Genomic DNA, 23,616 nt, shown 5'->3' on the forward strand with positions numbered 1-23,616 from the left:
TTCATGGACGGCTACCGGACGGGACGATGACAGCGGGCACCACCAGCACCAGGCGACCGGAGATCACGGGAGCCCCCCTCGGCGTACCGCGCAGACTCCGCTTCGCCGGGCGCGAGGTGCCCTGGTGGGCCGCCGTGCTCATCCTGTACGCGGTCTCGCGGGTGCTGACCACGATGCTGATGCTGGCGATGTTCCTCGCTGCGACGCTCGGGCACTGGGACTTCGCGAGCCCCAGCATGAACCCGACATTCTTCACGTTCTCGGGATCCTGGGACGGCGCCTACTACAGCCAGATCGTCGAGCAGGGCTACCCGACCTCGCTGCCGCTCGACAGCGACGGCTCGGTGCAGCAGAACCCGTGGGCCTTCCTTCCGCTGTACCCGATGATCGTGCGGGTCGTGATGCTGCTGACCGGGATGAGCTTCTATCCGGCCGGCTTCGCGGTGGCGATGGCCTTCGGAGCGGCGGCGAGCGTCGTGCTGTTCCGGCTGGTCGCAGCGCGGGCCGGCGTCTCCAGTGCCTTCTGGGCGACCGCGTTCTTCTGCTTCGGGCCGCTCTCGTTCGTCCTGCAGATCGCCTACGCCGAGAGCCTGTTCTTCTTTCTGATGTTCGCCGCGCTGCTGATGATGATTCAGCGCCGGCACTGGCTCATGCTGCCCTTCGGCGTGGCCGCCGCCTTCACCCGGCCGGGGGAGCTCGCATTGCCGCTGGCACTCGCGATCGTGTTCATCGTCCGTACCGTTCAATCGCGGCGGGGCGGCGACGGGTTCCTCCCCCGGGAGCGGATCGCCATCATCGTGACGGGCGGGATCCTAGCCCTGGCGGGGCTCTCCTGGCCGATCATCGCCGCAGCGGTGACGGGCACGGGCGACGCCTACCTCAGCACCGAGCTGTCGTGGTGGACCGGGTTCATCGGCAACGTGGCGTTCATCCCGCTCACGCCGTGGTTCCTGCTCAGCTGGCGGTACCTCAGCATCCTCGGGGCGCTCATCGTGATCGCAATCGTCGCGGGCTTCACCTGGGTGGTCACGCGGCCGTCGGTCCGTGCGCTCGGGACGGAGATGGTCGCCTACGCGGTGAGCTACGGGCTGTATCTGTTCGCCGTGTTCCTGCCGCAGCAGAGCACGTTCCGGCTGCTGCTGCCGCTGTCGCCGCTGGCGGGCGCCCGTGGGCTGACGCGCAACCGGCGCGCGCGTAAAGCGGCGCTGATCACCTGCGTGGCACTTCAGCCGGTCGCGATCGTGCTGCTGTGGTTCATCGGGTACCCGTGAGCCGGGCTCGGCGTCGACCTTTCATACCGTCTGTACCTCGGTCGCAGGCTCCCTCGGCGCTGGGGTCGCGGCACCGCTCCGCGCTGCCCTGAGCTCCACCGCGCTCCGGTACTGGGTGCCCGCCGCATCCCAGTGCTCCGCCAGGCGGGCGAGGCGCTCGGCGAACTCGTCCAGGTCACGGGCCGCCTCCACCGGCTCGGTGTCCGCAGGGGCCGGTGACCACCCGATCTCAGCGATGGCGGCGAGCCGCGGGAACACCATCTCCTCCACCTGCTCGATGGTGGCGACCGTCTCGGTCCACAGTGGGGCCTCGACGCCCAGGATGTGCGCATCGCCCACCCCGGGGACGATGCGGGCCGGGTCCCAGACCAACGAGCTTCGCAGGGTGGTCGGACCGCCCGTCCAGTCCTGCCCGATCGGGTCGCCCTCCTCGTACACGATGTCGAGGTAGGAGACGTCGGACGGCGACATGATCAGCGAACCCCCGCCCCGCACGAACGTCAGGGCGAGCTCGGCGGCACGGCCGCGCGGGGTGGTGAAGTCCCAGTACTGGCCGATTGTGCCTGCAGGCAACCGGCCGGCCTTCCCGACCTCGTGCCAGCCGACCGGCGTCTTGCCGTTCTCCTCGATGACGGCGGCGGCATCCTCCACGAACGCGATGAAGTCAGCGGGCGGCGTGCTCAGGCACTCGTCGCCGCCGAGGTGCAGGAACGGGCCGGGGGTGAAGGCGGAGACTTCGCGCACGACGTCGCGGACGAAGCGCTCCGTGAGCTCGTCCCCGGTCCGGAGGGTGCTGAACCCGACGTCCGAGCCCGTGTAGAGCGCGGGCGCCACGCCGTCGGCGTTGAGTTCCGCGTACGACGCGAGTGCCGCATTCGTGTGCCCGGGCATGTCGATCTCGGGCACGACGGTGACGTGCCGTTCGGCCGCGTACGCGACGATGTCGCGGAACTCGTCCTGCGAGTAGAAGCCGCCGCGGCTGCCGTCGCTGCCGGTCGAGCCGCCGATGCGCGTGAGTTCTGGCCACGACTCGATGTGGATGCGCCAGCCCTGGTCGTCCGTCAGGTGCAGGTGCAGATGGTTCACCTTGAGCAGCACGATCGCATCCACGAACCGCTTCACCTCGTCAGGCGTGAAGAAGTGCCGGGCGACATCCAGCATCGCCCCTCGGTATGCGAAGCGCGGGTGATCGTGGATGCGGACGGGATCGATGCTGAGCGCCTCGCCGTCACAGGCGGCGGGCAGCAGTTGGCGGAGCGTCTGCACGCCCCAGAACGCGCCCGCTTCGGTCGCCGCGCCGATGCGGACGCCCTCGGCGGAGACCTCCAGGGTGTAGCCCTCCTCGCTGTCCGAGCCGTCCTCGTGGGGACCCTCGCCCGGCGCGATCACGATGGCGATGTCGCCGAACTCGGGCGGCTCGTCCACGATGGTCGGCGCGCGACCGCAATCGGCGGCGAGCTCGGCGCGGAGGAGGCGGGCCACGGCATCCGCTCCAGGACCGGCGATGCTGATACGCCCGGACGGGCTGAGGACGAACGGCGACGCGTCATGCGATTCGACGCGGACAGGACGGGGCACGACCACGCTGGGGCTCCTCAGTCGTCAGGGGTGCGGAACGGCCGGCACCCGCCCGCCCCGTAGGTCGGCCACAGTGAGTATTGCAGGGGTCCTAACTTATCGGCAAGGGTTCCGCGCAGTGCGGCCTTTGCTATGCTTGCCCACGTCGCGACTGGCGCTCAGATGGTCACCATCGGGGAGCGACACGGTACCTCGAAAACACGGATGGATGCGGCCGCGCGCCTGGGTCGCTACGCAATTGGTCCATCCCTGTACGAAGGAGCCGGCAATGACCGATACCCTCCCCTCGACCTTCACCGCCCCCCTGGCGGAAGTCGACCCCGAGATCGCGGAGGTACTGCAGCTCGAGCTCGGTCGCCAGCGCGACTACCTCGAGATGATCGCCTCCGAGAACTTCGTGCCGCGTGCCGTGCTCGAAGCGGTCGGCTCGGTGCTCACCAACAAGTACGCGGAGGGCTACCCCGGCCGTCGCTACTACGGCGGCTGCGAGTACGTCGACATCGCCGAGCAGCTGGCGATCGACCGGGCGAAGGCCCTCTTCGGCGCCGAGTACGCGAACGTGCAGCCGCACTCCGGTGCGTCCGCGAACGCCGCAGTGCTCTCCGCCATCGCGACGCCCGGCGACACCATCCTGGGCCTGGAGCTGTCGCACGGCGGCCACCTCACCCACGGCATGAAGCTCAACTTCTCGGGCAAGCTCTACAACGCCGTGTCGTACGGCGTCGACCCGGAGACCTTCCTCGTCGACATGAACGTCGTGCGCGACAAGGCCCTCGAGCACAAGCCGCAGGTCATCATCGCGGGCTGGTCGGCCTACCCGCGCCAGCTCGACTTCGCCGCCTTCCGCGAGATCGCGGACGAGGTCGGCGCCAAGCTCTGGGTCGACATGGCCCACTTCGCCGGTCTCGTCGCCGCGGGCCTGCACCCGTCGCCGGTGCCGTACGCCGACGTCGTCAGCTCGACCGTACACAAGACGATCGGCGGCCCGCGCTCCGGTTTCATCGTGAGCCGCGACATGGAGCTTGCGAAGAAGCTCAACTCGAACGTGTTCCCCGGCCAGCAGGGCGGACCGCTCATGCACGTGATCGCCGCGAAGGCGACGGCGTTCAAGCTGGCGGCGACGGAGGAGTTCAAGGACCGCCAGGAGCGAACCATCCGTGGCGCGCAGCTCCTCGCCGAGCGACTGACCGCCGAGGACTCCCGGGCGGCCGGCGTGGATGTGCTCACCGGCGGCACCGACGTGCACTTGGTGCTGGCCGACCTCCGCACGTCGGAGCTCGACGGCCAGCAGGCGGAGGACGTGCTGCACGAGGTCGGCATCACGGTGAACCGCAACGCCGTGCCGTTCGACCCGCGCCCGCCGATGGTGACCTCGGGCCTGCGCATCGGCACCCCGGCGCTCGCGACGCGCGGCTTCGGCGACACCGAGTTCACCGAGGTGGCCGACATCATCGCGCTCGCGCTGCGTCCTGGCGCCGACACCCGGGCCCTGCGCGCCCGGGTGGACGCCCTGACCGCCGCGTTCCCGCTCTACCCCGGCCTGACCGCCTCCGGCCAGCAGGGCTTCCCCGTCGAGCTCCCCTCCTCGATCTAGCATCCCCAAGCCAACAGCTCCTGAGTTTTTCGGGCGATTCACGCCGTTCGAGGCGAAAAACTCAGGAGCTGGCGGCGTCGTTCTGCGGAAGGTGCGAACGTGACGGCACGGATTCTGGACGGGAAGGCGACCGCCGTCGAGATCAAGGCGGAGCTGAAGGAGCGGGTCAGCGCACTGCGTGAGCGCGGCGTCGTCCCCGGGCTCGGAACCATCCTCGTCGGCGACGACCCCGCCTCGCAGTGGTACGTCGCGGGCAAGCACCGCGACTGCGCCGAGGTGGGCATCGCCTCCCTCCGCCGCGACCTGCCCGCCGACATCTCCCAGACCGAGCTCGAGGGAGCGGTGGAGGAGCTCAACGAGGACCCGGACTGCACCGGCTTCATCGTCCAGCTGCCCCTGCCCCGGCACCTCGACACCGACGCCATCCTGGAGCTGGTGGACCCGGCGAAGGATGCGGACGGGCTCCACCCGACGAACCTCGGCCGGCTCGTGCTCAACGCGAACCGCCCGATCACCTCGCCGCTGCCCTGCACGCCGCGGGGTGTCATCGAGCTGCTGCTGCGGCACGACATCGACATCCGCGGCACGGATGTGGTGGTCGTCGGGCGCGGCGTCACCGTGGGCCGTTCGATCGGCGCCCTGCTCACCCGCCGCGAGTTCAACGCCACCGTCACCCTCACGCACACCGGCACGCGCGACCTCGACGCGCACCTGCGCCGGGCCGACATCATCATCGCCGCCGCCGGGGTCGCCGGGCTGGTGACTGCGGACCAGGTGAAGCCGGGCGCGGTCGTCGTTGACGTGGGCGTCAGCCGCATCGAGGATCCGGTCACCGGCAAGAGCGTCGTCGCCGGGGATGTGGCGCCCGAGGTCGCTGAGGTGGCGTCGTGGATCTCGCCCAACCCTGGCGGCGTCGGCCCGATGACCAGGGCCCTGCTGCTGCAGAATGTGGTCGAGGCGGCGGAGAGGGGACTGCGGTGAGTGGAGCGGCGGACGAGCGGGCAGCATCGGCGGAGCGGACGCATCCTGCCGTCGAGCGCGTGGAGGCGGCCCTGCTGGCGGCCGGAGTCGAACCGCGCGTGCGCTGGTTCGAGACGGCGACCCCCACGGCTGCCGCAGCCGCGGCCGAACTGGGCATCGAGGTCGGCGCGATCGCGAACTCCCTCGTCTTCACGCTCGACGGCGAGCCGCTTCTCGTCATGACCTCCGGCGCCCACCGGGTGGACACCGCGTTCCTCGGTGAACGTCTGGGCGGTCGGATCCGCCGTGCCGACGCCGAGACGGTGAAGGCGGCGACCGGCCAGACCATCGGCGGCGTCGCGCCGGTCGGGCATCCTGCGCCGCTCCGCACGGTGGTGGATGTGGCGCTCGCCGCCTACCCGGAAGTCTGGGCGGCCGCCGGCCACGCCCACACTGTCTTCCCGACGACCTTCGACGAGCTCGTCCGCCTCACCGGCGGGGAGCCCACTCCCGTCGAGCCCTAGCGGCCGAGCCCTAGCGGCCGACTCCTAGCGGTCGACCCCTAGCGGTCGAGCACGACGACGAAGCGCTTGCGCTCGACGCGCTCGCCCGGCTCGCCCCGTAGGTCGTCGAGCGCTGAGCGCACCCGATCGAGGATCCCGGGTCGCAGGGGGAGGGGCGCCTCATCCGGCTGGTCGACGGTGCCCGCCGGGTAGTCGAAGCCCGTCGTCGACATTTCGATGTGCGCGCCGCGCAGCTCGCGCACCGGCGCGGGTGGGTCGTCGCGGAAGCGGATGAGCCGGTCGATGGTCGCCCGGAACTGGGCGAGGTCGCGCACGTACAGGCGTGCGGGCAGCACCGTGTCGCCGGTGAACAGGATGCCCGTCCGCCGGTCGAAGAAGACCACAGCGGACGGCTCGTGGCCGGGCCCGCCGATCACGTCGATGACCCGGCGACCCAGGTCGAAAGCGACCGACTCGTCCGGCCACGCGCGGAAGCCGAAGAACCCGATGACTTCGGCCGGACTCGTCCCGACGACCGTCGTGCCCGGCCGGTCCCGCAGCAGCGGGTCCCCGGCGATGTGGTCGCCGTGCGCGTGCGAGTGCGCCACCACCAGGGGATAGGGCCGGGTGAACACCACGGGGTTGCGGCGCAGCCAGTCGGCGATCAGCCCCTCCACTGTCGCGCGCAGCGGGAACACCGCCTCATCGGCCGTCGCGCCGGTGTCGATGAGGAGCGCCCGTTCCCGCCCGAACAGCAGGTACAGGAAGGGCGCCTCCCAGTGCGATGCCTTCGGCTGCCGCACCTGGACGGTGTCCGCATCCAGCCATTCGATGACCGGGTCGTTCACGCGCTGTCCATTCACGCGTCACAGTCTGCCGCGTGCCGGTAACCGGCGGGTGAACGATTCGGCGAGGCCCGCTGCGGCCCCGTTCAGCTCTCGCGGCGCGCGCCCTCCGACGCCCGGACCGTGAAGACGTCCGGCGCCCCGAACCCGTGCTCGGCGAATGCGCCGTCGAGGGCCACCTGCACCCGGCTCAGCGCGTCGGCGGGGACGAGAGCGATCGCCGAGCCTCCGAAGCCGCCGCCGGTCATCCGGGCGCCGATCGCGCCGTTCGCCTGTGCCGTCTCGACGGCGAGGTCGAGCTCGGGGACGGAGATCTCGAAGTCGTCGCGCATGGACACGTGGGAGGCGTCCAGCAGGTCGCCGATCGCCGCCGGTCCCTGCTCCCGCAGCGTGCGAACCGTGTCGAGCACCCGCTGGTCCTCGGTGACGATGTGGCGGACGCGCCGGAACGTCACGTCGTCGAGCAGGTCGCGCGCCCGATCGAGGTCGGCGACCGAGACATCCCGGAGCGCTTCGACGCCGAGGATGCGGGCGCCCTTCTCGCAGGATGCGCGGCGGTCGGCGTACCCGCCCGTCGCGTGAGAGTGCTCCACGCCTGTGTCGATGATGAGGATCTCGAGGCCGGCGGCTTCGAGCCCCAGCGGCACGACCTCGGAGTCGAGCGAGCGGCAGTCGAGGAAGACGGCAGCGTCGGCCTCGCCGAGAAGGGAGGCGGACTGGTCCATGATCCCGGTCGGCGCACCGACGGCGACGTTCTCGGCGCGCTGGCCGACGCGGGCGAGCGTGCGACGGTCGAGTCCGAGCCGCCAGAGCTCGTTGAGGGCGACCGCCACGGCGCTCTCGATGGCGGCCGACGAGGACAGGCCTGCGCCGACGGGTACGTTCGAGTCGATGAGGATGTCGACGCCCGGCACGGCGCCGAGGTCGGCGCCGAACTCGCTCAGAGCCCAGGCGACACCCAGCGGATACGCCGACCAGCCGCTGAGGTCATCGGACCGGAGGCCGTCGAGCGGCACCTCCACCAACTCGTCGGCGAAGGTGCTGCCGACCCGGATGACCCGATCGTCCCGAGCGCCGACGGCCGCGACGGTGCGCCGGTTGATGGCGAAGGGCAGGACGAAGCCGAGGTTGTAGTCCGTGTGCTCGCCGATCAGGTTGACGCGTCCGGGCGCCGACCAGACGCCGTCGGGCTCGTGGCCGAACACCTCGGCGAAGTCGTCGCGGACGCCGGTGCGCAGGTCGGTCATCGGTCAGCCTCTCGGTCTGTGGTGGGGGCGGTGACGAGTCCCGACACCGCGACGGGCAGCTCGCCGACCGGGTCGTCCCGGTCGGCCCTGGCGACGGCCTCGCGGAGGGCTGCGGCAGCCTGCTCCGGCGGGATGTCGCCGACCCACGCGCCCATGGCGGCCTCGGAGCCGGCCAGGAACTTCAGCTTATCCGCGCCGCGCCGGGGCGAGGTCAACTGCAGCATCAGGCGGATCTCGTCGCGGCGGACGCCGACCGGCGCCTGATGCCAGGCGGCGATGTAGGGCGTGGGGGAGTCGTACAGCGCATCCACCCCGCGCAGCACCCGCAGGTAGAAGGTGGCGAGCTCGTCGCGCTCCGCATCGTTCGTCTCGGCGAGGTCGGCGACGTGCCGGTGCGGCAGGACGTGGATCTCGATGGGCCAGCGCGCGGCGAACGGCACGAACGCCGTCCAGTGCTCGCCCGCGAGCACGACGCGGTCGGATGCGCGCTCCCGCTCCAGGATGTCGGCGAAGAGTGTGGGCCCGTACGAGTCGAGCGAGCGGATGAGGGCGGAGGTCCGCGGCGTGATGTACGGGTAGGCGTAGATCTGCCCGTGCGGGTGGTGCAGCGTCACGCCGATGGCCTCGCCGCGGTTCTCGAACGGGAAAACCTGGCGCACGCCCGGGAGGGCGGAGAGCGCGGTGGTCCTGTCGGCCCAGGCCTCGATCACGGTGCGGGCACGGGAGGGGGTGAGGCTGCCGAACGCCCCGGCGGTCGCGGGGCTGAAGCAGACGACCTCGCACCGCCCGACGGAGGTGCGGGTGCGCTCAAGCCCGACCTGCGCCAGGTCGTCCGTGCCCTCGGGGGCGTTGTCGTCTTCGAGCAGCGGACCGAACGACGGTGACTTGTTCTCGAACACGGCGACGTCGTACAGGTCGGGGATCTCGGAGGGATTGGACGGGGTGGCCGGCGCGAGCGGGTCGAGTTCGGCGGGCGGCAGCATCACGCGGTTCTGACGGGCCGCCGCGATCGAGACCCATTCGCCGGTGAGGGGATCCTGCCGCATGGTGGCGGTCGCGGGGCGCGGCGACGGCTCCCGCAGGTCCGGCTTGCGCTCGGCGCCGAGCGTCGTGTCGGCGTCGTCGTAGTAGATGAGGTCCCGGCCGTCGGAGAGACGGGTGGGACGCTTCGTGATCGCGGCCATCAGATCCTTTCGATTCCGAAAGTCAGAATACGCAATCGCTTCTGTATTGACAAGAATTCGGAAGCGCTCCAGCATGAGGATATGAGCGAACCTCTGCCCGCGGCTCTCCGCCGTGAACGCATGCTCGAACTGATCGGGCGATCGGGGTTCGCGCGCGTGGCCGACCTCAGTGAGGCGTTCCAGGTCTCCGACGTCACGGTCCGCAGCGACCTCGACGCGCTCGACCGCGAGAACAGCATCCGCCGGGTGCATGGCGGGGCGATGCTGCGAACAGCCGGGATGCGCGAGCCGAGCTTCGAAGAGGCCCTGGAGGCGTCCGCCGACGAGAAGCGCCGGATCGGGCAGGCCGCTGCGGCGATGGTCGCGCCCGGCAGCAGCGTCCTGCTCGACGTCGGCACCACGACCGCCGCGATCGCGCGCGCTCTCGTCGAGCGCGACGACCTGGAGCAGGTCACCGTCATCACCAACGGCCTCACCATCGCGCTCGAACTGGAGCGCGCCATCCCGAGGTTCGAGGTCGTCGTGACGGGAGGGACGCTGCGTCCGCTCCAGCACTCACTGGTCGAGCCGCTCGCCGCCGTCCTGCTGGAGCGGGTGCACGCCGACGTGGCGTTCATCGGGTGCACGGGCGTGCATCCCTCGGGCGGCATCACCAACGTCAACCTGCCGGAGGCCGACCTCAAGCGGGTCATGGTGCGCTCGGCGGAGCGGGCCGTGGTTGTCGCCGACGGCACGAAGCTCGGCCGGACGCACCTGGGCCGGATCGCCGCCGTGGATGAGGTAGCCGAGCTGATCACGGGCGCGTCGGCGCCGCGGGACGCCGTCGACGCCCTCCGCGAAGCCGGACTCCCGGTGGTCGTCGCCTGAGGCCTAACCTGGTTCCATGCGACCCGCGACCGGTGAACAGTACGAACTCGACTTCGGCGACCTGAGCGCCACCATCGTGCAGGTGGGGGCGGGGATCCGCTCGCTCCGTTTCGGCGAATCCGACCTGACCGAGCCCTACCCCGCCGAGGAGCAGCCGCCGTCGGCGTGCGGAATCGTGCTCGTCCCGTGGCCGAACCGGGTGGCCGACGGACGCTGGGTGCACGAGGGCCAGCCGCGGCAGCTCGATCTGACCGAGCCGGCGAAGCGCAACGCGATCCACGGCCTGCTGCGGCGACGCCCCTACGAGCTGGTGGAGCGCACCGACTCGGTGGTGACGCAGGCGGCCACGATCTACCCGGAGCCGGGGTACCCGTTCCTGCTCGACACCGCGGTGACGCACGAACTGCACACCGAAGGGCTGCAGGTCAGCCACGTCGTGACGAACGTGGGCGACGAGGCGGCGCCGGTGGCTGTGGGGGCGCATCCCTACCTCCGGATCGCCGACGTGCCGCCCGAGCAGCTGACGGTGACCGTCGCGGCACGCACCCGTTTCGAGGTGGATGCGCGCAGCAACGTCACCGACGAGCTCCCGGTGGAGGGCACCCCGTTCGACCTCTCCGGCGGCCGCCGCGTCAGCGACCTCGACCTCGACACCGGTTTCGCCGAACTGCCCGCCGGGCCCGTGGAGCATGTTCTCGCCGCGGACGACGGCCGGCAGGTCGTGCTGTGGGGCGACGAGGCCTTCCGCTACGTGCAGGTGTTCACGCATCGCTCGTTCGCCACGAAGCCGGGCGGTGTCGCGCTCGCGATCGAGCCGATGACCGCTCCGGCGGACGCCTTCAACTCAGGGAGAGGGCTGCGCTGGCTTGCGCCGGGCGAGACCTGGACCGTGAGCTGGGGCATCCGTCCGGATGGGTTCGGCGGCGAGGCCTACCTGGCGAGCTGGGGGTAGAGCGCCCGGACGTCCTCGTGCAGCCGCGACTTGACGTGCTTCGCGGTGTCGCCGACGATCGCCTCGGCTCCGCCGTCCGCCACGGTGTCGAGCGCCTCGTCGACGACCTGGCGCGGCGGCACCTTCTCGGCCGAGACGTCGGCCGCCATGTCGGTGTCGACGTAGCCGACGTGCACGCCGACGACCTGGATGCCCGCCGGCGCCAGCTCCACGCGCGCGGAGTTGCTGGCCGACCAGAGAGCGGCCTTGGTCGCGCTGTAGGAGCCGACCGCGAGCCAGCTGAGGGCCGAGTGCATGTTCACGATGGCACCGCCCCCGTTCGCTTCGAGCACCGGGGCGAAGGCGCGGGTGAGGAGCACGGGACCCCAGAAGTTCGTGTCGAATTCGCGGTGGATGGCATCCAAGTCGCCGGTGACGAGCGACTCGCCGGAGGCGATCCCGGCGTTGTTGACGAGGATGCTGACGTCGCCAGCGGTCTCCGCCGCCCGGCGGATGCTGTCCGCGTCGGTCACGTCGAGCGTCAGCGGAACGACGCGCGGGTCGTCGGACGCGACGGTCTCGGGGCGCCTGGCCGCGGCGTAGACCTTGGTCGCTCCGCGCTCCAGGAGAGCGGCGACGAAGGCGGCGCCGAGGCCGCGGTTGGCGCCGGTGACGAGGGCGACGCGTCCGGTGATGTCGGTCATGGGGGATTCCTTCCAAAAAGTACACCGATCGGTGTACGAGCAATGTACACAGATCGGTTTACTTTTCACAACCCCTTCCGTAGAATCGCTCCGTGACCACCCCACAGACCCTGCCCAGGCCGAAGCCCCGCGAGCGCGTGCTCGCTGCGGCGGCCGAGCTGTTCGTCCGAGAGGGCGTCAACGCGGTCGGAGTGGATCGCCTCGCGCAGGAGGCGGAGGTCTCGAAGCGCTCGATCTACCAGCACTTCGACGGCAAGGACGACATCGTCGCCGCCATGCTGAGCGAGTACGGGCCGCGCGTGGTCGCGGGGTACTTCGCCGCAGACGATGAGGGCACTCCGCGCGAGCGCACGCTCCACGTCTTCGAGGCGCTGCACGAGGCGGCCCAGGTCGCCGAGTTCTTCGGCTGCCCCTTCGTCAACGTGGCCACCGAGCTGCGCGACCGCGAGCATCCCGCCGCCGTTGTCGCCCGCCACTTCAAGGAGGAGCTGACCGCCTACTTCGAGCGCCAGGCGGTCGCCGCGGGCGCCGTGGATGCGCACATCCTCGCCATCCAGCTCACCCTGCTGTTCGACGGTGCGTCCGCGAGTGCCGCCATGCGCGGGGGGACACCGGAGGCGGCACGCCTCGCGGCCGAGCAGCTGTTCGACGCGGCGGTCGCGCACGCCTGAACCCGCCGGGCCGGCCTACGGCGCGATCGACAGGAAGATGAACGCGGCGAACAGCACCAGGTGGATGCCGCCCTGCAGCCGCACCGCTCGTCCCTGCACGATGGTCAGGGTACTGACGAGCACCGTCAGCACCAGGAGCACGATCTGACTCGCGCCGAGCCCCAGGTGAAGCGCGGTCGGGAGCCAGATCGAGGCGACCGCGATCGCCGGGATCGTCAGGCCGATGCTCGCCATCGCCGAGCCCAGCGCCAGATTGAGGCTCGTCTGGGTGCGGTTGCGGATCGCCGCCTTGGATGCCGCGATGCCTTCCGGCAGCAGCACCAGCAGCGCGATCACCACACCGACGAAGGACTGCGGGAGGCCGAGCCCGGTCACCGCGCGTTCAATCGGGGTCGACTCCAGCTTCGCCAGTCCGACGACCGCGACGAGGGAGACGAGGAGCAGGCCCAGGCTGATCCAGGCGGTCCGCGTCGTGGGCGCGTCGGCGTGCTCGTCCTCCGGCAGCGGCAGGCCTTTGCTCCCCACCGGAAGGAAGAAGTCGCGGTGGGCGACCGTCTGGGTGAAGACGAACATCCCATACAGGGCGAGGGAGGCGATTGCCGCGAACACCAGTTGCGGCGCCGAGAAGACCGGCCCGGGCGTGGAGGTGAAGCTGGGCAGCACCATGGTCAAAGTCGCGAGCGCCGCCACGGTCGCGAGGGCCGCGCCGCTGCCCTCCGCGTTGAACTTCGTGGACTGGTGCCGGGAGGCGGCCAACAGCAGCGACAGCCCCACGATTCCGTTCATCGTGATCATCACGGCGGAGAAGACGGTGTCCCGGGCAAGTTCGGGCGAATCCTTGCCCGTCGTCATGAGGGTGACGATCAGCGCCACCTCGATGACGGTCACCGCCACTGCCAGTACGAGGGAGCCGAACGGCTCGCCGACCCGGTGGGCGACGACCTCCGCGTGCTGCACGGCCGCGAGCACGGTGCCCGCCAGCACCACCGCGATGAAGCCGACGGCGACGGGGCTCAGCTCCACCGTCCAGAACGCGATCAGCACCACCACGCCGATGGCCGGCACCCCGATCGTCCACCACCGTGCCAGCCAGGATCCGATCGCCTTCATGCGTCCATCCTGCCAGCCGCGCTTCGGCGGGTCGCAGGATTTTGCGCGGCCCGGCCTGTTGGATGGAGCCATGACCAGGATGAGGACGCTCCGCGTCGCAGGCCCCGCCGTCGTCGCTCTCTCGCTCGCGCTCGCGATGGTGGGATGCGGCACGCCCAACTCGGCGCCCACCACCGACAGCGCATCGCCGTCGGCGTCGGGCTCCGCGTCGTCGTCCCCGCGGCCGACATCCACAACGACCGCCGTGCCGATCGACGGGCAGTGCGACACGGGCGACCTCTCCGGGACCATCGGCAAGGGCGGCGGGGGAGCGGCCGGCAGTGTCGAGGTGACCATCGTGCTGACCAACAACGGCTCGAAGGAGTGCTCGCTCCAGGGCTGGCCGGGCGTGTCCCTCGTGGGCGATGGCAACGGCACGCAGCTGGGTGCCGCGGCCGAGCTCGACCGCAGCACGCCGCATCCCACGGTCGTGCTGCAGCCCGGCGGAACCGCCCAGGCGCCGCTGAAGATCACGCAGGCGCTGAACTACCCGGAGGCGGACTGCAAGCCGAAGCCGGCCGACGGCTTCCGCGTCTACCCGCCCGGTTCGACGGAGTCGCTGTTCGTGAAGGATGCGGGCGTGACGGCCTGCACCTCGGAGTCGGTCTCGCTGCTGACCGTGGGCGCGCTGGTCGCGGGCTGACCTGTCGCCGCTGGCTTCAGGAGCACACGCGCGCGATCGCGCCCTCCCAGGAGACCTGCACCTCGCCGTTGGCCCGCGCGATCTCCGCGGCGGTGTCCGCGCCGGCGGAGTCCGTCCCCGTCCCGTTGACCGCGCTCGTCAGAGCATCGAGCCGCCGGTCGACGTCACCGAGGGCCCTGGCCACTGAGGGCGTGCCGAGGTCGCGGGTCGCCGCGTGGAACCCTGCCACCGCATCCTGGACGCCCTGCCCCGCTTCGATCGGATGCGCGCTCAGCGCAGCCAGCTCTACCTCCAGCTGGCGGTCCAGTGCGTGCCGAGCACTGCGAATGGTCGCGCAGTCGCGTCCGCGTGCCGCAGACGCCTCCGAGAAGAGCGGGAATTCGGTCTGCAGCGCGAGGGCCAGGATCACGACCGCCGTCAGGCAGCCGAGCGCGAGCGCGGTCAACGCCGGCCACAGCCGGTGGATCATCAGAAGAGTCATCACCCGGACACTGACGCGCCCGGACGGAAGTCGTGACGGCCGCTCGTCGGATTCCGGGCGCGCCGGATCGAGCGCGAGCTCGGGGATCCCGTCACGGGTGATGGACACGTCGTCAGGCTAGCGGCGGCCGGTGAACGGTTCGTTGCGGGATTCCGGACGGTTGCCACCCGGCGACGCCGTTACGCTGGGCTCGTGCCCTCCGCCCGCTTCGCGCCCGGCTCGGCGACGCCGCAGTGGGTCGTCCGCCTCGTCGTGGTGACCGCGCTCGTCGGTGCCGGCGCGGGCGTCGGCGGCGGCCTGGTGTACCTCGGGCTGCACGCCCTCCAGCACCTCGCGTTCGGCTACTCCGAGGGCGACTTCTTCGAGGGGCTGCTCAATGCGCCCCCGCTCAACCGCGTGGTGGCGCTCGCCATCGCCGGTGTGCTCGGCGGTGTCGGCTGGTGGGCGTTGCGGCGCTGGGGGAGGCGCTCGCCGTCCCACGCCGTGGTCTCGGTGGAGCAGTCGGTGAACGGTCGGCGGATGCCCGCCCTGGTCACGCTGTTGAACGCCGCGCTGCAGGTCATCATCGTCGGTCTCGGCGCCTCCATCGGCCGGGAAGTCGCGCCGCGCGAGGTGGGCGCCCTCTGGGCCGGCTGGCTTGCGGAGCGGGCCGGTCTCTCGGCGCGCGAGCGTCGCATCCTCGTCGCCTGCGGGGCGGGCGCCGGACTCGCGGCGGTCTACAACGTCCCGTTCGGTGGCGCGGTCTTCGCCATCGAGATCCTGCTCGCAGAGATCAGCTTCGCGACCGTGCTGCCGGCGTTCGCCGCGTCCGCCGTCGCCGCCCTGGTCGCGCGGATCTGGGTGCCCGCGAACCCGCTGTACGCGCTGCCCCCGATGCACCTCACGGCGACCGTCGTGGTCTGGTCGGTGCTGGCCGGTCCGCTGATCGGGTTCGCCGCCGTCGCGTTCGTCCGCGCCGCCCGGTTCGCGCAGGCCCACCGGCCGGCGTCGTGGGGCATCCTCATCGCGATGCCGCTGACGTTCATCGCCGTGGGGATCGCGTCCCTCTGGCTGCCGGCCATCCTGGGGAACGGCCGCGCCCTCGGCCAGCTGGCGTTCGCCGCCTCCCTCCCGGTGCTGCTCATCCTGATCACCACCCTCGTCAAGGCCGCGGCGACGCTCGGCACCATCGGCTCAGGCGCGGCCGGCGGAACCCTGACCCCGTCGCTCGCCATCGGCGCAGGCCTCGGACTTGCCGGCGGGGCCGCCTGGAACCTCCTCTGGCCGGGCGCCGAACTCCCCGCCTTCGCCCTGATCGGCGCGGCGGCCTTCCTGGCCGTCACCATGCGCGCGCCGATCACGGCGCTGCTCCTCACGATTGAGTTCACCAACCAGGGCCCCGACCTGCTCGTCCCCCTCATGCTGTGCATCGCGGGTGCGGTCGCCGTCGGCTACCTCCTCGAGCGAGCGCGCGTCACCGGCGTGGCGTGAGCGCGCCCCGCGCCGCCGCCGCCGCCCCAGGCGTGCCGTGAGGTGCTCGCAGATGCGCCCGACACGCCGTGTGGCTCCGCAACGACGAGCACCTCGGGCGGGCGAAGAGGGTGGGCCCGGTGGGGCTCGAACCCACGACCCGCGGATTAAAAGTCCGATGCTCTGCCAACTGAGCTACAGGCCCTCGCCTCCAATCTAGCGTGGATTCACCCGGTCGCGTCGCAGGGGCAGAATAGGGGGATGTCTGACCGCTTCCACAAGCCGGCGTTGTTCACGAGCGGGATGTTCGAGGCCTTCATGGGCGGCGAGGATCCCGCGCAGATCAGCCGCGTCGCGCACGAGACGGCGCGGGCGCTGCTCGCCCGAGTGCGCGAGAAGCCCGACCCGGAGGTGGTGGACCGGCTGGTCGCGTTCACCGACGCGCATGGCATCGACGCGCTCGCCGAGCTGTGGTCGCGGTCCAACCCGCGCACGCTGCCGGGCGCCCTGTGGCGAATCTACCTGCTGCGTCTGCTGATCCGGCAGGATGCGGAGGGCACCGCGTACCTCTACCAGCGGGGAACCGAGGTGCTCGGGTCGATCGACGTCGTCGTCGCGGGGGCGCCGAATCCGACGGGGCCGACCGAAATCACCGAGCTTGCGGACCGCATCCTGCGTGGGCTGTTCGAGGGCGACTTCGCCGTCGCGCTGGACCGCGCTGCGGCGTTCTGCCGCGTCGCCGCGGCGGGTGCCGCATCCGTCGCCGACGATCGGGACGTGCTCGACCCGGAGCGCGCCAGCGAGCTGACGACGCGCGCCCTGCGCTTCACCCGCACGGCTGAGGAGTTGACGGCATGCGCCCGGCTGTGGCGGTCCGACTCGCTCGACTGACGAGGCGAGCGGTCAACCCCTCCGACGGGATCCGCGTTCTCGGGCCGCGAACGCCACGCCGGACGACGGCAGAACCGCTCCTGTACACTGGATGTCGCCGGGCCGCAGTAACCCCGGGCTCCAAAACTAGCCGCTTCGAGCGGCCTCGCGCCGAGAGGCGTTCTGCGGCCCGGCACTTTCTGTCAGAGGCAGCCTGTTAGAGGCAGCATTCACCGCTGACGGACCGGACGAGAAGCGGAGACGACGTGGACGACGCCCCTGCGGCCGACCTCGACGCGCTCCTCATCCGCACGGCGTCCGGCGACCAGGACGCCTTCTCGCGCTTCTACGATCTGACCGCCTCGCGCGTCCTCGGGCTCATTCGCCGGCTCCTCATCGACAGTGCTCAGTCGGAGGAGGTCGCCCAGGAAGTGTTCCTGGAGGCGTGGCAATCCGCTGCGCGGTTCGATCCGAATAAAGGTCGAGCGCAGACGTGGATCCTGACGATGGCACACCGGCGCGCGGTGGACCGGATCCGCGCCTCGCAGGCGTCGCGCGACCGGGACACCGCGATCGGCATCCGGGACCTGCCGACCGCGTACGACCAGGTGGCCGAGACGGTCGAGGTGCGGGTCGAGCACGAGAGGGTGGAGGTGGCCATGGCGAAACTGAGTGAGCCGCAGCGACGGGCCGTCACCCTCGCGTACTACGGCGGGCTCAGCCAGTCGGAAGTGGCGGCCGAACTGGGCATCCCGCTCGGCACAGCCAAGACTCGGCTGCGCGATGCGATGATACGGCTGCGAGAGGAACTGGGGGTGACGACATGAGCTACGAGGACGACCGCGACGACCACCGCGACGGTGCGCGCCTCGGCTACCGCCTGGGTGCGGACGACGACCAGGAAGCTGGCGCCTTCGAGGACGTCGCCGCCGAGCTGGCTCTCGCCGCCGACCCCGTCGAGCCACGCCCGGAGCTGAAAGCGGCGCTGTTCGCCCGGCTGGCGAGCACGCCGCAACTCCCCGCTCAGGATGCCGCGCCCGCCGCGCCCGCCGCGCCGGCCGCACCCGCGGGACCCGCCGAGCGCACCGCCCAGCGCCGCTGGTTTCAGCGCCCCGGACTCATCCTCGCCGCCGCGGCCGCCGCGGTCGTGCTGTTCATCGGCGGCGCCTTCGTCGGTTCCACGCTCTCCGGAAACAACTCCTATCAGGCGCAGCAGGCGTCCGCGCTCGCCGAGATCAACGCGGCACCCGACGCCCAGCGCGCGACGGCCTCGGTCGAGGGCGGAGGAACCGCCACTCTGGTCTGGTCCGGTGAGCTGGGGCGCTCAGCGCTCGTCGCGAACGACCTGCCGTCCCTGCCGAACGACAAGACCTACGAGCTCTGGTACATGCGCGACGGCAAGGCGATCCCGGCCGGCACCATGACCCCGGAGGGCTCCGGGTCGACCTGGCGCGTCCTCGCCGGCGACATGGCCGCGGGGGACACGGTCGGGGTCACGGTCGAACCGCGCGGCGGTTCCGATCAGCCGACCACGCAGCCGGTCGTCACCATCGCCTCCTAGTCGCCCAGGCCAGCCGAGGCCCGGCAAGCTCGCCTAGAAGCTGCCGATGCCCTTGCCGATGACGACGACGCCGATCACGAGCAGCAGCACCGCCATGACGGTCGCGTTGTTGTGCAGCAACCAGCCGCGCAGGGATTCGAGCGGCCCGACCATCCGCGTGGATGCGACGAGGTAGGCGATCACCGGGCCGGCGACGGTGATGGACGCAATGATCGTGTAGACGACGATCACGACGGCCGACTCTCCGACGGTGAGCCCGCCGGACCCGACGGCGACGCCCGCGGCTATCCCCATCAGCAGGTTCTTCGGGTTCAGCGCCGAGAGCAGGAACCCGAGCACGAGTCCGCGCGCCGCGGTCATCGTGTCGATGGCCGACATCCACTTCGGCATGGCCGGTTCGACGCCCGCAGCGGGCCGCCCTCGCCACTGCCGGAACGCGAGGAACAGCAGTCCGAGGCCCAGCAGGATCTTGATGACGCCGGCGATCGGCTTCGAGCCGCCGCTGTCCTGCGGAATGATCGACGACAGCAGCGTGAACACGACGACCGCGACCACGATGCCCAGGACCCAGCCGATCAGGAAGCCGACGCTCGTGCCGCGCGCTTTCGGCGACAGCAGCATGAGGATCGCGGCGATGATCGGGATGGGGCTGATCGCGATCCCGATGGCGAGGGGAAGGATGTCCCCGATCACGCTGCCCATGCTCAGGCGGCCTTCGTGATGTCGCCGAGCTTCCAGCTGCGGTCGAAGTACGGTTCGAGGGGACCGTAGAAGCGGAAGTAGGAGAACCAGTGCGCGCCCGGGATGGTCTGCACCCAGTTCGACTCTCCCGCCTCCGGGGCTTCCGGCCCGAAGAACAGGTCGACCGAGCCGTCGTCGTTCACGACCACGTCCGTGTCACGGGAACCCCGGTCGCCGCGCTGCTGCTCGTTGTCGATCAGGCAGCGAGATGCCGCATCGTAGACCGTGGCGGACCAGAACAGCTTCGCCGGCACGTCGGCGGGCACGTGCAGCGTGTAGTTCCGGCCGCCGTCAAGCCAGTCGCCGTCACTGTCGGTGTACGAGCCGAGGTAGGCCTGTCCGGCTCCGGGTGTCCGGCTCTTCATCGCCTCGGAGAACGTGACGGCCTCGTAGAACCACGATGCGCGCTCCAGGAGTTCGTCGTAGTCGTCGCCGCGCTGAGCGGAGTTGTCGAGCACGATCGCGAGCTCCCACACGCGGTCGGGCCAGTACGTGCCCTGGTCGAAACGCTTCGCGAACGTGTTGGCCTGCGCCATCAGCTCCCCGGCAGCAGCGCCCTGCTCGAGGATGCGCGTAAGACGCTCATCCGGTTCGAACGGCTTGCCCTTCTCGATACCCAACTGCTTCAGCATCGCCAGATAGAAGCGGTCGCGCTCGTCGACGATCTCGTCCTGGTAGATCGCGTGCAGTCGCTTCCAATACGCCAGTCCTCGAGGCTGGACACCTGACCACGCCCGTCCCTCGGGCGAGAGGAGGCGGGTCGGCGGTGGCGCATCCCGCTGGCTGTAGGGGAAGACCCGGAGGGCGGCCACCAGTGCCTCGGCCCGCACAGGGTCGGGGTCGAGGGTGCGGAAGCCCAGCAGGATGTTCACCCCGGTCGCGGTCAGTACTCGGTAGTCGTCGGGGAGATCGGAAGGCGCATCCATGCCGGGAGCCAGGATCAGGTACCTGCCGCCCTCGCCGTGGTCCGGGCCCAATTCGCCCATCGCCGCGATCTCACGCTGCCAGAAATCACTGACACCGCCGGCCGTCGGACCGGGCGGAAGATCCACGACCAACGGTCCGGTCTCGCTGAGGTCGACGAAGCTGAGGATGTACGGGGTCGTCGCGTTTGCGGTGATGATTCCCAGGCGGTCGCGGTAGGTGACGTAGCGTACCAGATCGCTCGATGTCGCGCCGAGCACCTCGCGGTTCTGGTTCTGCCACTCGGCGAACGACACGAGTGGCAGGGCCCACAGATACGCCTGGCAGGCCAGTTGGTAGTCCAGCTCGTCGAAGATCACGGGCAGCGAACTGCGAGCGGGCAGCTCGCCGTCCATCACGACCCCCGCGAGCTCGCCCGGCAGACCCTGTGCGTCCATCCCCATGGTGACCCCTCCCCGATGGGCTCACGCTATCGATCAGCGGGGTGCATAACAACGACCTGCGGGAATTACCCGGCCGGACGGCCGGAATCGCGGATCAACCGAAGCGGCCGGAGACGTAGTCCTCGGTGGCCTGGACGGTCGGGTTCGAGAAGATCTGGTTCGTGTCGTTGTACTCGATCAGCTTGCCCGGCTTGCCGGTGCCCGCGATGTTGAAGAAGGCGGTGCGGTCGGAGACGCGCGACGCCTGCTGCATGTTGTGAGTGACGATCACGATCGTGTAGTCGTTCTTCAGCTCCTCGATCAGGTCCTCGATCGCGAGGGTCGAGATCGGGTCGAGGGCGGAGCACGGCTCGTCCATCAGCAGCACGTCGGGGGAGACCGCGATGGCGCGCGCGATGCACAGACGCTGCTGCTGGCCGCCCGAGAGCCCCGAGCCGGGAAGGGCCAGGCGATCCTTGACCTCGTTCCACAAGTTCGCGCCCTGCAGCGACTTCTCGACGAGGTCGTCCGCATCGCTCTTCGACATCCGGCGGTTGTTGAGCTTCACGCCGGCGAGCACGTTGTCGCGGATGCTCATGGTCGGGAACGGGTTCGGGCGCTGGAACACCATCCCCACCTGGCGGCGCACGAGCACTGGGTCGACACCCGTGCCGTACAGGTTGTTGCCGTCGATCAGAACCTCACCCTCGACGTATGCGCCGGGGATGACCTCGTGCATACGGTTCAGGGTGCGGAGGAACGTCGACTTGCCGCAGCCCGACGGGCCGATGAAGGCCGTGACGGTGCGAGGCTCGATGGTGAGCGACACGCCCTCGACGGCGCGGAAGTTGCCGTAGTACACGTTGAGGTCGTTGACTTCGATGCGCTTGGACACGTTATTCCTTGAATCCTTGACTTTTCGGGTGGCGGACGCGGTCAGCGGCCGTACTTGGGGGCGAAGACCTTGGCGATGATGCGGCCGGCCAGGTTGAGCAGCATCACGATGATGATGAGGGCGAGGGCGCCCGTCCACGCGCGGTCGATGGAGGCCTGCGCGTGCAGCCCGGCCGCCTGCGTGTACTGGGTGTACACGAACACCGGGAGGGTCATCATCCGGTCGTTGAAGGGGTCGTAGTTCATGCTGGTCGTGAAACCGGCGACGATCAGGAGCGGGGCCGTCTCGCCGATCACGCGGGCGATGGCGAGCATCACGCCGGTGACGAGACCCGCGATGGAGGTCGGCAGCACGACCTTCAGGACCGTCAGCCACTTCGGGACGCCGAGGGCGAGCGACGCCTCGCGCAGCTCGTTCGGGACGATCCGCAGGATCTCCTCGCTCGAGCGGACCACGACCGGGATCATCAGCACGGAGAGCGCGATGGCGCCCATGAAGCCGTTGCGGACCGCCGGACCGAAGATCAGAGCGAACAGCGCGTAGGCGAACAGGCCGGCGACGATCGAGGGGATGCCGGTCATGACGTCGACGAAGAAGGTGATGCCGCGGGCGAGCATCCCGCGCCCGTACTCCACCAGGTAGATGGAGGTCAGCAGGCCGATCGGTACCGAGATGACGGCGGTCAGGAGGGTGATGACGAGCGTCCCGGTGATGGCGTGCAGTGCGCCGCCGCCCGCGCCGATCACGTTGCGCATCGACTCCGAGAAGAACGCTACGTCGAAGCGGGCGAGGCCCTGCGCGATGACGGTCCAGCCGAGGGAGATCAGTGGGAGCAGCGCGATGATGAAGGCGGTGGCGACGAGCGAGGTGACCAGCCGGTCCGCCGCCTTGCGCGAGCCCTCGATCAGCAGAGACGTCGTATAGATCGCGACGTCGAAGAACACGGTTCCGAAGAACACGGCACCCACGATGTTGAAGTCCTTGGTGGCCCCGCTCGCGGCCAGCATGGCGAAGACGGCGCCGAAGATGATCCAGGATGCGACGAGCATCGTCCACGGAGCCCAGCCGGGCAGCTTTCCGGCGGTGTAGGAGTTGGCGAGGGGACGCGGCGGGGCGCCGGCGGTCGTGGTGGCCATCAGTTCGCTCCTGAGAAGGCCTTGCGGCGGCTGACGATGTAGCGGGCGAGCATGTTGATGAGCAGGGTCACCACGAACAGCACGAGACCCGAGGCGATGAGCGCGTTGACGCTGATGCCGGTCGCCTCCGGGAACTGGAGGGCGATGTTCGCGGCGATCGTGTTCGGGCTCTGCGCCTGCAGCACCGCGAACTTCACGATGAGTGCGGGGGAGAGGACCATCGCGATGGCGAGCGTCTCGCCGAGGGCACGACCGAGGCCGAGCATGATCGCGGAGATGATGCCGCTGCGCGCGAAGGGGAGCACGGCCATCTTGACCATCTCCCAACGGGTCGCGCCGAGGGCGAGTGCGGCCTCCTCGTGGAGACGCGGCGTCTGCAGGAAGATCTCACGGCAGATGGCGGTCATGATCGGGATCACCATCACGGCGAGCACGAGACCCGCGGTGAGGATGGTGCGGCCGGTGCCGGAGACCGGGGGCGCGAACAGCGGGATCCAGCCCAGGTTCTCGCCGAGCCAGACGTAGAACGGCTGGACGAACGAGGCCAGGGTCGCGATGCCCCACAGGCCGAAGACGACCGAGGGGACGGCCGCGAGCAGGTCGATGATGTAACCGAGCGCCGCGGCGACCCGGCGGGGCGCGTAGTGCGAGATGAAGAGGGCGATGCCGATGGAGAGCGGTGTCGCGATCAGGAGGGCGATCAGCGCCGCCCAGATCGTGCCGAAGACCAGCGGCCACACCCATGACCAGAAGTTGGTGGCGTTGTTGGGGAGCTCGCCCGCGTGGGCGAACAGGGCCGGGATGCTCTGGACGACCAGGAACAGCGCCACGGCGGCCAGGGTGGCGAGGATCAGGGACCCTGCGACGATCGTGCTGCTGGAGAAGACCCGGTCGCCGAGGCGGATCTTCGCCTTCGGCCTGATGGCTCCTGCGGTTCCGGCGGTCATTTAGTGCTTTCTCTCATCGGGTGCGCCTGGGGGGAGGCTGAGG

General features: G+C 70.2%; 24 protein-coding genes, 1 tRNA gene and 1 riboswitch. Of the genes, 12 read left to right on the top strand and 13 right to left on the bottom strand.

The features are described 5' to 3' along the window. Positions 1 to 26 precede the first annotated feature (26 nt). On the top strand, positions 27 to 1,271 hold the full coding sequence (locus AB4Z18_RS04245; RefSeq protein WP_441781450.1) for a hypothetical protein: 1,245 nt from the start codon (positions 27 to 29) through the stop codon (positions 1,269 to 1,271). 21 nt (positions 1,272 to 1,292) lie between these two features. Here the strand turns inward: AB4Z18_RS04245 and AB4Z18_RS04250 are convergent, their stop codons facing one another. Further along, a complete protein-coding gene (locus tag AB4Z18_RS04250; protein WP_441781451.1) occupies positions 1,293 to 2,855 on the bottom strand; it encodes a beta-N-acetylhexosaminidase in 1,563 nt (520 codons plus the stop codon). Between the two features lie 131 nt (positions 2,856 to 2,986). Continuing rightward, a riboswitch (ZMP/ZTP riboswitch) is annotated at positions 2,987 to 3,084 on the top strand. A 33-nt stretch (positions 3,085 to 3,117) separates the two neighbouring features. Here AB4Z18_RS04250 and glyA point away from each other — a divergent pair. The 3 genes from glyA (at position 3,118) to AB4Z18_RS04265 (ending at position 5,927) form a co-directional block, all read left to right on the top strand. Next, entirely contained in the window at positions 3,118 to 4,443 is a 1,326-nt protein-coding gene (gene glyA / locus AB4Z18_RS04255; RefSeq protein WP_441781452.1) for a serine hydroxymethyltransferase, read from the top strand. Positions 4,444 to 4,542: 99 nt separating this feature from the next. Then, a complete protein-coding gene (locus AB4Z18_RS04260; protein WP_441781453.1) occupies positions 4,543 to 5,424 on the top strand; it encodes a bifunctional methylenetetrahydrofolate dehydrogenase/methenyltetrahydrofolate cyclohydrolase in 882 nt (293 codons plus the stop codon). After that, positions 5,421 to 5,927 carry a YbaK/EbsC family protein gene (locus tag AB4Z18_RS04265; RefSeq protein ID WP_441781454.1) on the top strand — a complete coding sequence of 169 codons (507 nt, stop codon included), beginning with the start codon at positions 5,421 to 5,423 and terminating at the stop codon, positions 5,925 to 5,927. The genes AB4Z18_RS04260 and AB4Z18_RS04265 overlap by 4 nt, the downstream gene beginning before the upstream one ends. A 38-nt stretch (positions 5,928 to 5,965) precedes the next feature. Here the strand turns inward: AB4Z18_RS04265 and AB4Z18_RS04270 are convergent, their stop codons facing one another. From AB4Z18_RS04270 to galT, 3 genes are all read right to left on the bottom strand, one after another. Next, positions 5,966 to 6,769, bottom strand: coding sequence for an MBL fold metallo-hydrolase (locus AB4Z18_RS04270; protein ID WP_441781455.1), 804 nt, complete (start codon positions 6,767 to 6,769; stop codon positions 5,966 to 5,968). 68 nt (positions 6,770 to 6,837) lie between these two features. After that, positions 6,838 to 7,998 (bottom strand): galactokinase, encoded by a 1,161-nt coding sequence (galK, locus tag AB4Z18_RS04275; protein ID WP_441781456.1) that lies wholly within the window; start codon positions 7,996 to 7,998, stop codon positions 6,838 to 6,840. Next, positions 7,995 to 9,182, bottom strand: coding sequence for a galactose-1-phosphate uridylyltransferase (gene galT / locus AB4Z18_RS04280; RefSeq protein ID WP_441781457.1), 1,188 nt, complete (start codon positions 9,180 to 9,182; stop codon positions 7,995 to 7,997). The genes galK and galT overlap by 4 nt, the downstream gene beginning before the upstream one ends. A gap of 81 nt (positions 9,183 to 9,263) precedes the next feature. On the opposite strand from galT, the gene AB4Z18_RS04285 reads away from it, so the two are divergent. Both AB4Z18_RS04285 and AB4Z18_RS04290 read left to right on the top strand, forming a co-directional pair. Continuing rightward, a complete protein-coding gene (locus AB4Z18_RS04285; protein ID WP_441781458.1) occupies positions 9,264 to 10,049 on the top strand; it encodes a DeoR/GlpR family DNA-binding transcription regulator in 786 nt (261 codons plus the stop codon). A gap of 16 nt (positions 10,050 to 10,065) precedes the next feature. Then, complete coding sequence (locus AB4Z18_RS04290; protein ID WP_441781459.1) at positions 10,066 to 11,001, top strand: aldose 1-epimerase family protein; 936 nt, start codon at positions 10,066 to 10,068, stop codon at positions 10,999 to 11,001. On the opposite strand, the gene AB4Z18_RS04295 is transcribed toward AB4Z18_RS04290, so the two are convergent. Beyond that, complete coding sequence (locus tag AB4Z18_RS04295) at positions 10,980 to 11,684, bottom strand: SDR family oxidoreductase (protein WP_441781460.1); 705 nt, start codon at positions 11,682 to 11,684, stop codon at positions 10,980 to 10,982. The two genes, AB4Z18_RS04290 and AB4Z18_RS04295, sit on opposite strands and share 22 nt — an antisense overlap. Positions 11,685 to 11,776: 92 nt before the next feature. On the opposite strand from AB4Z18_RS04295, the gene AB4Z18_RS04300 reads away from it, so the two are divergent. Further along, positions 11,777 to 12,355, top strand: a complete 579-nt coding sequence (locus AB4Z18_RS04300; protein WP_441781461.1) for a TetR/AcrR family transcriptional regulator — start codon at positions 11,777 to 11,779, stop codon at positions 12,353 to 12,355. Between the two features lie 15 nt (positions 12,356 to 12,370). Here AB4Z18_RS04300 and AB4Z18_RS04305 read toward each other — a convergent pair whose 3' ends face one another. Beyond that, positions 12,371 to 13,465 carry a calcium:proton antiporter gene (locus tag AB4Z18_RS04305; RefSeq protein WP_441781462.1) on the bottom strand — a complete coding sequence of 365 codons (1,095 nt, stop codon included), beginning with the start codon at positions 13,463 to 13,465 and terminating at the stop codon, positions 12,371 to 12,373. A 70-nt stretch (positions 13,466 to 13,535) separates the two neighbouring features. Here AB4Z18_RS04305 and AB4Z18_RS04310 point away from each other — a divergent pair, with 70 nt between their 5' ends. Further along, entirely contained in the window at positions 13,536 to 14,147 is a 612-nt protein-coding gene (locus AB4Z18_RS04310; RefSeq protein WP_441781463.1) for a DUF4232 domain-containing protein, read from the top strand. Positions 14,148 to 14,163: 16 nt separating this feature from the next. Here the strand turns inward: AB4Z18_RS04310 and AB4Z18_RS04315 are convergent, their stop codons facing one another. Beyond that, entirely contained in the window at positions 14,164 to 14,736 is a 573-nt protein-coding gene (locus tag AB4Z18_RS04315; RefSeq protein ID WP_441781464.1) for a transporter, read from the bottom strand. A gap of 84 nt (positions 14,737 to 14,820) precedes the next feature. Between AB4Z18_RS04315 and AB4Z18_RS04320 the strand changes: the two genes are divergently transcribed. After that, entirely contained in the window at positions 14,821 to 16,098 is a 1,278-nt protein-coding gene (locus tag AB4Z18_RS04320; protein ID WP_441781465.1) for a chloride channel protein, read from the top strand. 111 nt (positions 16,099 to 16,209) lie between these two features. Here AB4Z18_RS04320 and AB4Z18_RS04325 read toward each other — a convergent pair. Next, positions 16,210 to 16,282: transfer RNA gene (locus AB4Z18_RS04325), tRNA-Lys, on the bottom strand. Positions 16,283 to 16,338: 56 nt separating this feature from the next. On the opposite strand from AB4Z18_RS04325, the gene AB4Z18_RS04330 reads away from it, so the two are divergent. The 3 genes from AB4Z18_RS04330 (at position 16,339) to AB4Z18_RS04340 (ending at position 18,508) form a co-directional block, all read left to right on the top strand. Continuing rightward, a complete protein-coding gene (locus tag AB4Z18_RS04330) occupies positions 16,339 to 16,968 on the top strand; it encodes a DNA-directed RNA polymerase subunit beta (RefSeq protein ID WP_441781466.1) in 630 nt (209 codons plus the stop codon). Between the two features lie 245 nt (positions 16,969 to 17,213). Further along, the gene (gene sigK, locus AB4Z18_RS04335) at positions 17,214 to 17,774 is read left to right on the top strand and encodes an ECF RNA polymerase sigma factor SigK (protein WP_441781467.1); all 561 of its coding nucleotides are present in this window, start codon (positions 17,214 to 17,216) and stop codon (positions 17,772 to 17,774) included. Beyond that, positions 17,771 to 18,508, top strand: coding sequence for an anti-sigma factor (locus AB4Z18_RS04340; protein WP_441781468.1), 738 nt, complete (start codon positions 17,771 to 17,773; stop codon positions 18,506 to 18,508). Before sigK ends, AB4Z18_RS04340 begins: the two co-directional genes overlap by 4 nt. A gap of 33 nt (positions 18,509 to 18,541) precedes the next feature. Here the strand turns inward: AB4Z18_RS04340 and AB4Z18_RS04345 are convergent, their stop codons facing one another. From AB4Z18_RS04345 to pstC, 5 genes are all read right to left on the bottom strand, one after another. After that, a complete protein-coding gene (locus AB4Z18_RS04345) occupies positions 18,542 to 19,210 on the bottom strand; it encodes a GAP family protein (protein ID WP_441781469.1) in 669 nt (222 codons plus the stop codon). Positions 19,211 to 19,212: 2 nt separating this feature from the next. Continuing rightward, positions 19,213 to 20,616, bottom strand: a complete 1,404-nt coding sequence (locus AB4Z18_RS04350) for a DUF1254 domain-containing protein (protein ID WP_441781470.1) — start codon at positions 20,614 to 20,616, stop codon at positions 19,213 to 19,215. Positions 20,617 to 20,710: 94 nt separating this feature from the next. Next, entirely contained in the window at positions 20,711 to 21,490 is a 780-nt protein-coding gene (pstB, locus tag AB4Z18_RS04355; protein ID WP_441781471.1) for a phosphate ABC transporter ATP-binding protein PstB, read from the bottom strand. 41 nt (positions 21,491 to 21,531) lie between these two features. After that, positions 21,532 to 22,626, bottom strand: coding sequence for a phosphate ABC transporter permease PstA (gene pstA / locus AB4Z18_RS04360; protein ID WP_441781472.1), 1,095 nt, complete (start codon positions 22,624 to 22,626; stop codon positions 21,532 to 21,534). Next, on the bottom strand, positions 22,626 to 23,573 hold the full coding sequence (gene pstC, locus AB4Z18_RS04365) for a phosphate ABC transporter permease subunit PstC (RefSeq protein ID WP_441781473.1): 948 nt from the start codon (positions 23,571 to 23,573) through the stop codon (positions 22,626 to 22,628). The genes pstA and pstC overlap by 1 nt, the downstream gene beginning before the upstream one ends. Between the last annotated feature and the right edge of the window lie 43 nt (positions 23,574 to 23,616).

This window comes from Leifsonia sp. 2TAF2 (genome assembly GCF_052115085.1).
Lineage (GTDB): Bacteria > Actinomycetota > Actinomycetes > Actinomycetales > Microbacteriaceae > Leifsonia.

Coding starts and splice junctions, on each gene's coding strand:
- AB4Z18_RS04245 (WP_441781450.1), top strand. CDS start 27: ATGACAGCGGGCACCACCAGCACCAGGCGACCGGAGATCACGGGAGCC.
- glyA (WP_441781452.1), top strand. CDS start 3,118: ATGACCGATACCCTCCCCTCGACCTTCACCGCCCCCCTGGCGGAAGTC.
- galK (WP_441781456.1), bottom strand. CDS start 7,998: ATGACCGACCTGCGCACCGGCGTCCGCGACGACTTCGCCGAGGTGTTC.
- galT (WP_441781457.1), bottom strand. CDS start 9,182: ATGGCCGCGATCACGAAGCGTCCCACCCGTCTCTCCGACGGCCGGGAC.
- AB4Z18_RS04285 (WP_441781458.1), top strand. CDS start 9,264: ATGAGCGAACCTCTGCCCGCGGCTCTCCGCCGTGAACGCATGCTCGAA.
- AB4Z18_RS04290 (WP_441781459.1), top strand. CDS start 10,066: ATGCGACCCGCGACCGGTGAACAGTACGAACTCGACTTCGGCGACCTG.
- AB4Z18_RS04295 (WP_441781460.1), bottom strand. CDS start 11,684: ATGACCGACATCACCGGACGCGTCGCCCTCGTCACCGGCGCCAACCGC.
- AB4Z18_RS04305 (WP_441781462.1), bottom strand. CDS start 13,465: ATGAAGGCGATCGGATCCTGGCTGGCACGGTGGTGGACGATCGGGGTG.
- AB4Z18_RS04310 (WP_441781463.1), top strand. CDS start 13,536: ATGACCAGGATGAGGACGCTCCGCGTCGCAGGCCCCGCCGTCGTCGCT.
- AB4Z18_RS04330 (WP_441781466.1), top strand. CDS start 16,339: ATGTCTGACCGCTTCCACAAGCCGGCGTTGTTCACGAGCGGGATGTTC.
- AB4Z18_RS04340 (WP_441781468.1), top strand. CDS start 17,771: ATGAGCTACGAGGACGACCGCGACGACCACCGCGACGGTGCGCGCCTC.
- AB4Z18_RS04345 (WP_441781469.1), bottom strand. CDS start 19,210: ATGGGCAGCGTGATCGGGGACATCCTTCCCCTCGCCATCGGGATCGCG.
- AB4Z18_RS04350 (WP_441781470.1), bottom strand. CDS start 20,616: ATGGGGATGGACGCACAGGGTCTGCCGGGCGAGCTCGCGGGGGTCGTG.
- pstA (WP_441781472.1), bottom strand. CDS start 22,626: ATGGCCACCACGACCGCCGGCGCCCCGCCGCGTCCCCTCGCCAACTCC.
- pstC (WP_441781473.1), bottom strand. CDS start 23,573: ATGACCGCCGGAACCGCAGGAGCCATCAGGCCGAAGGCGAAGATCCGC.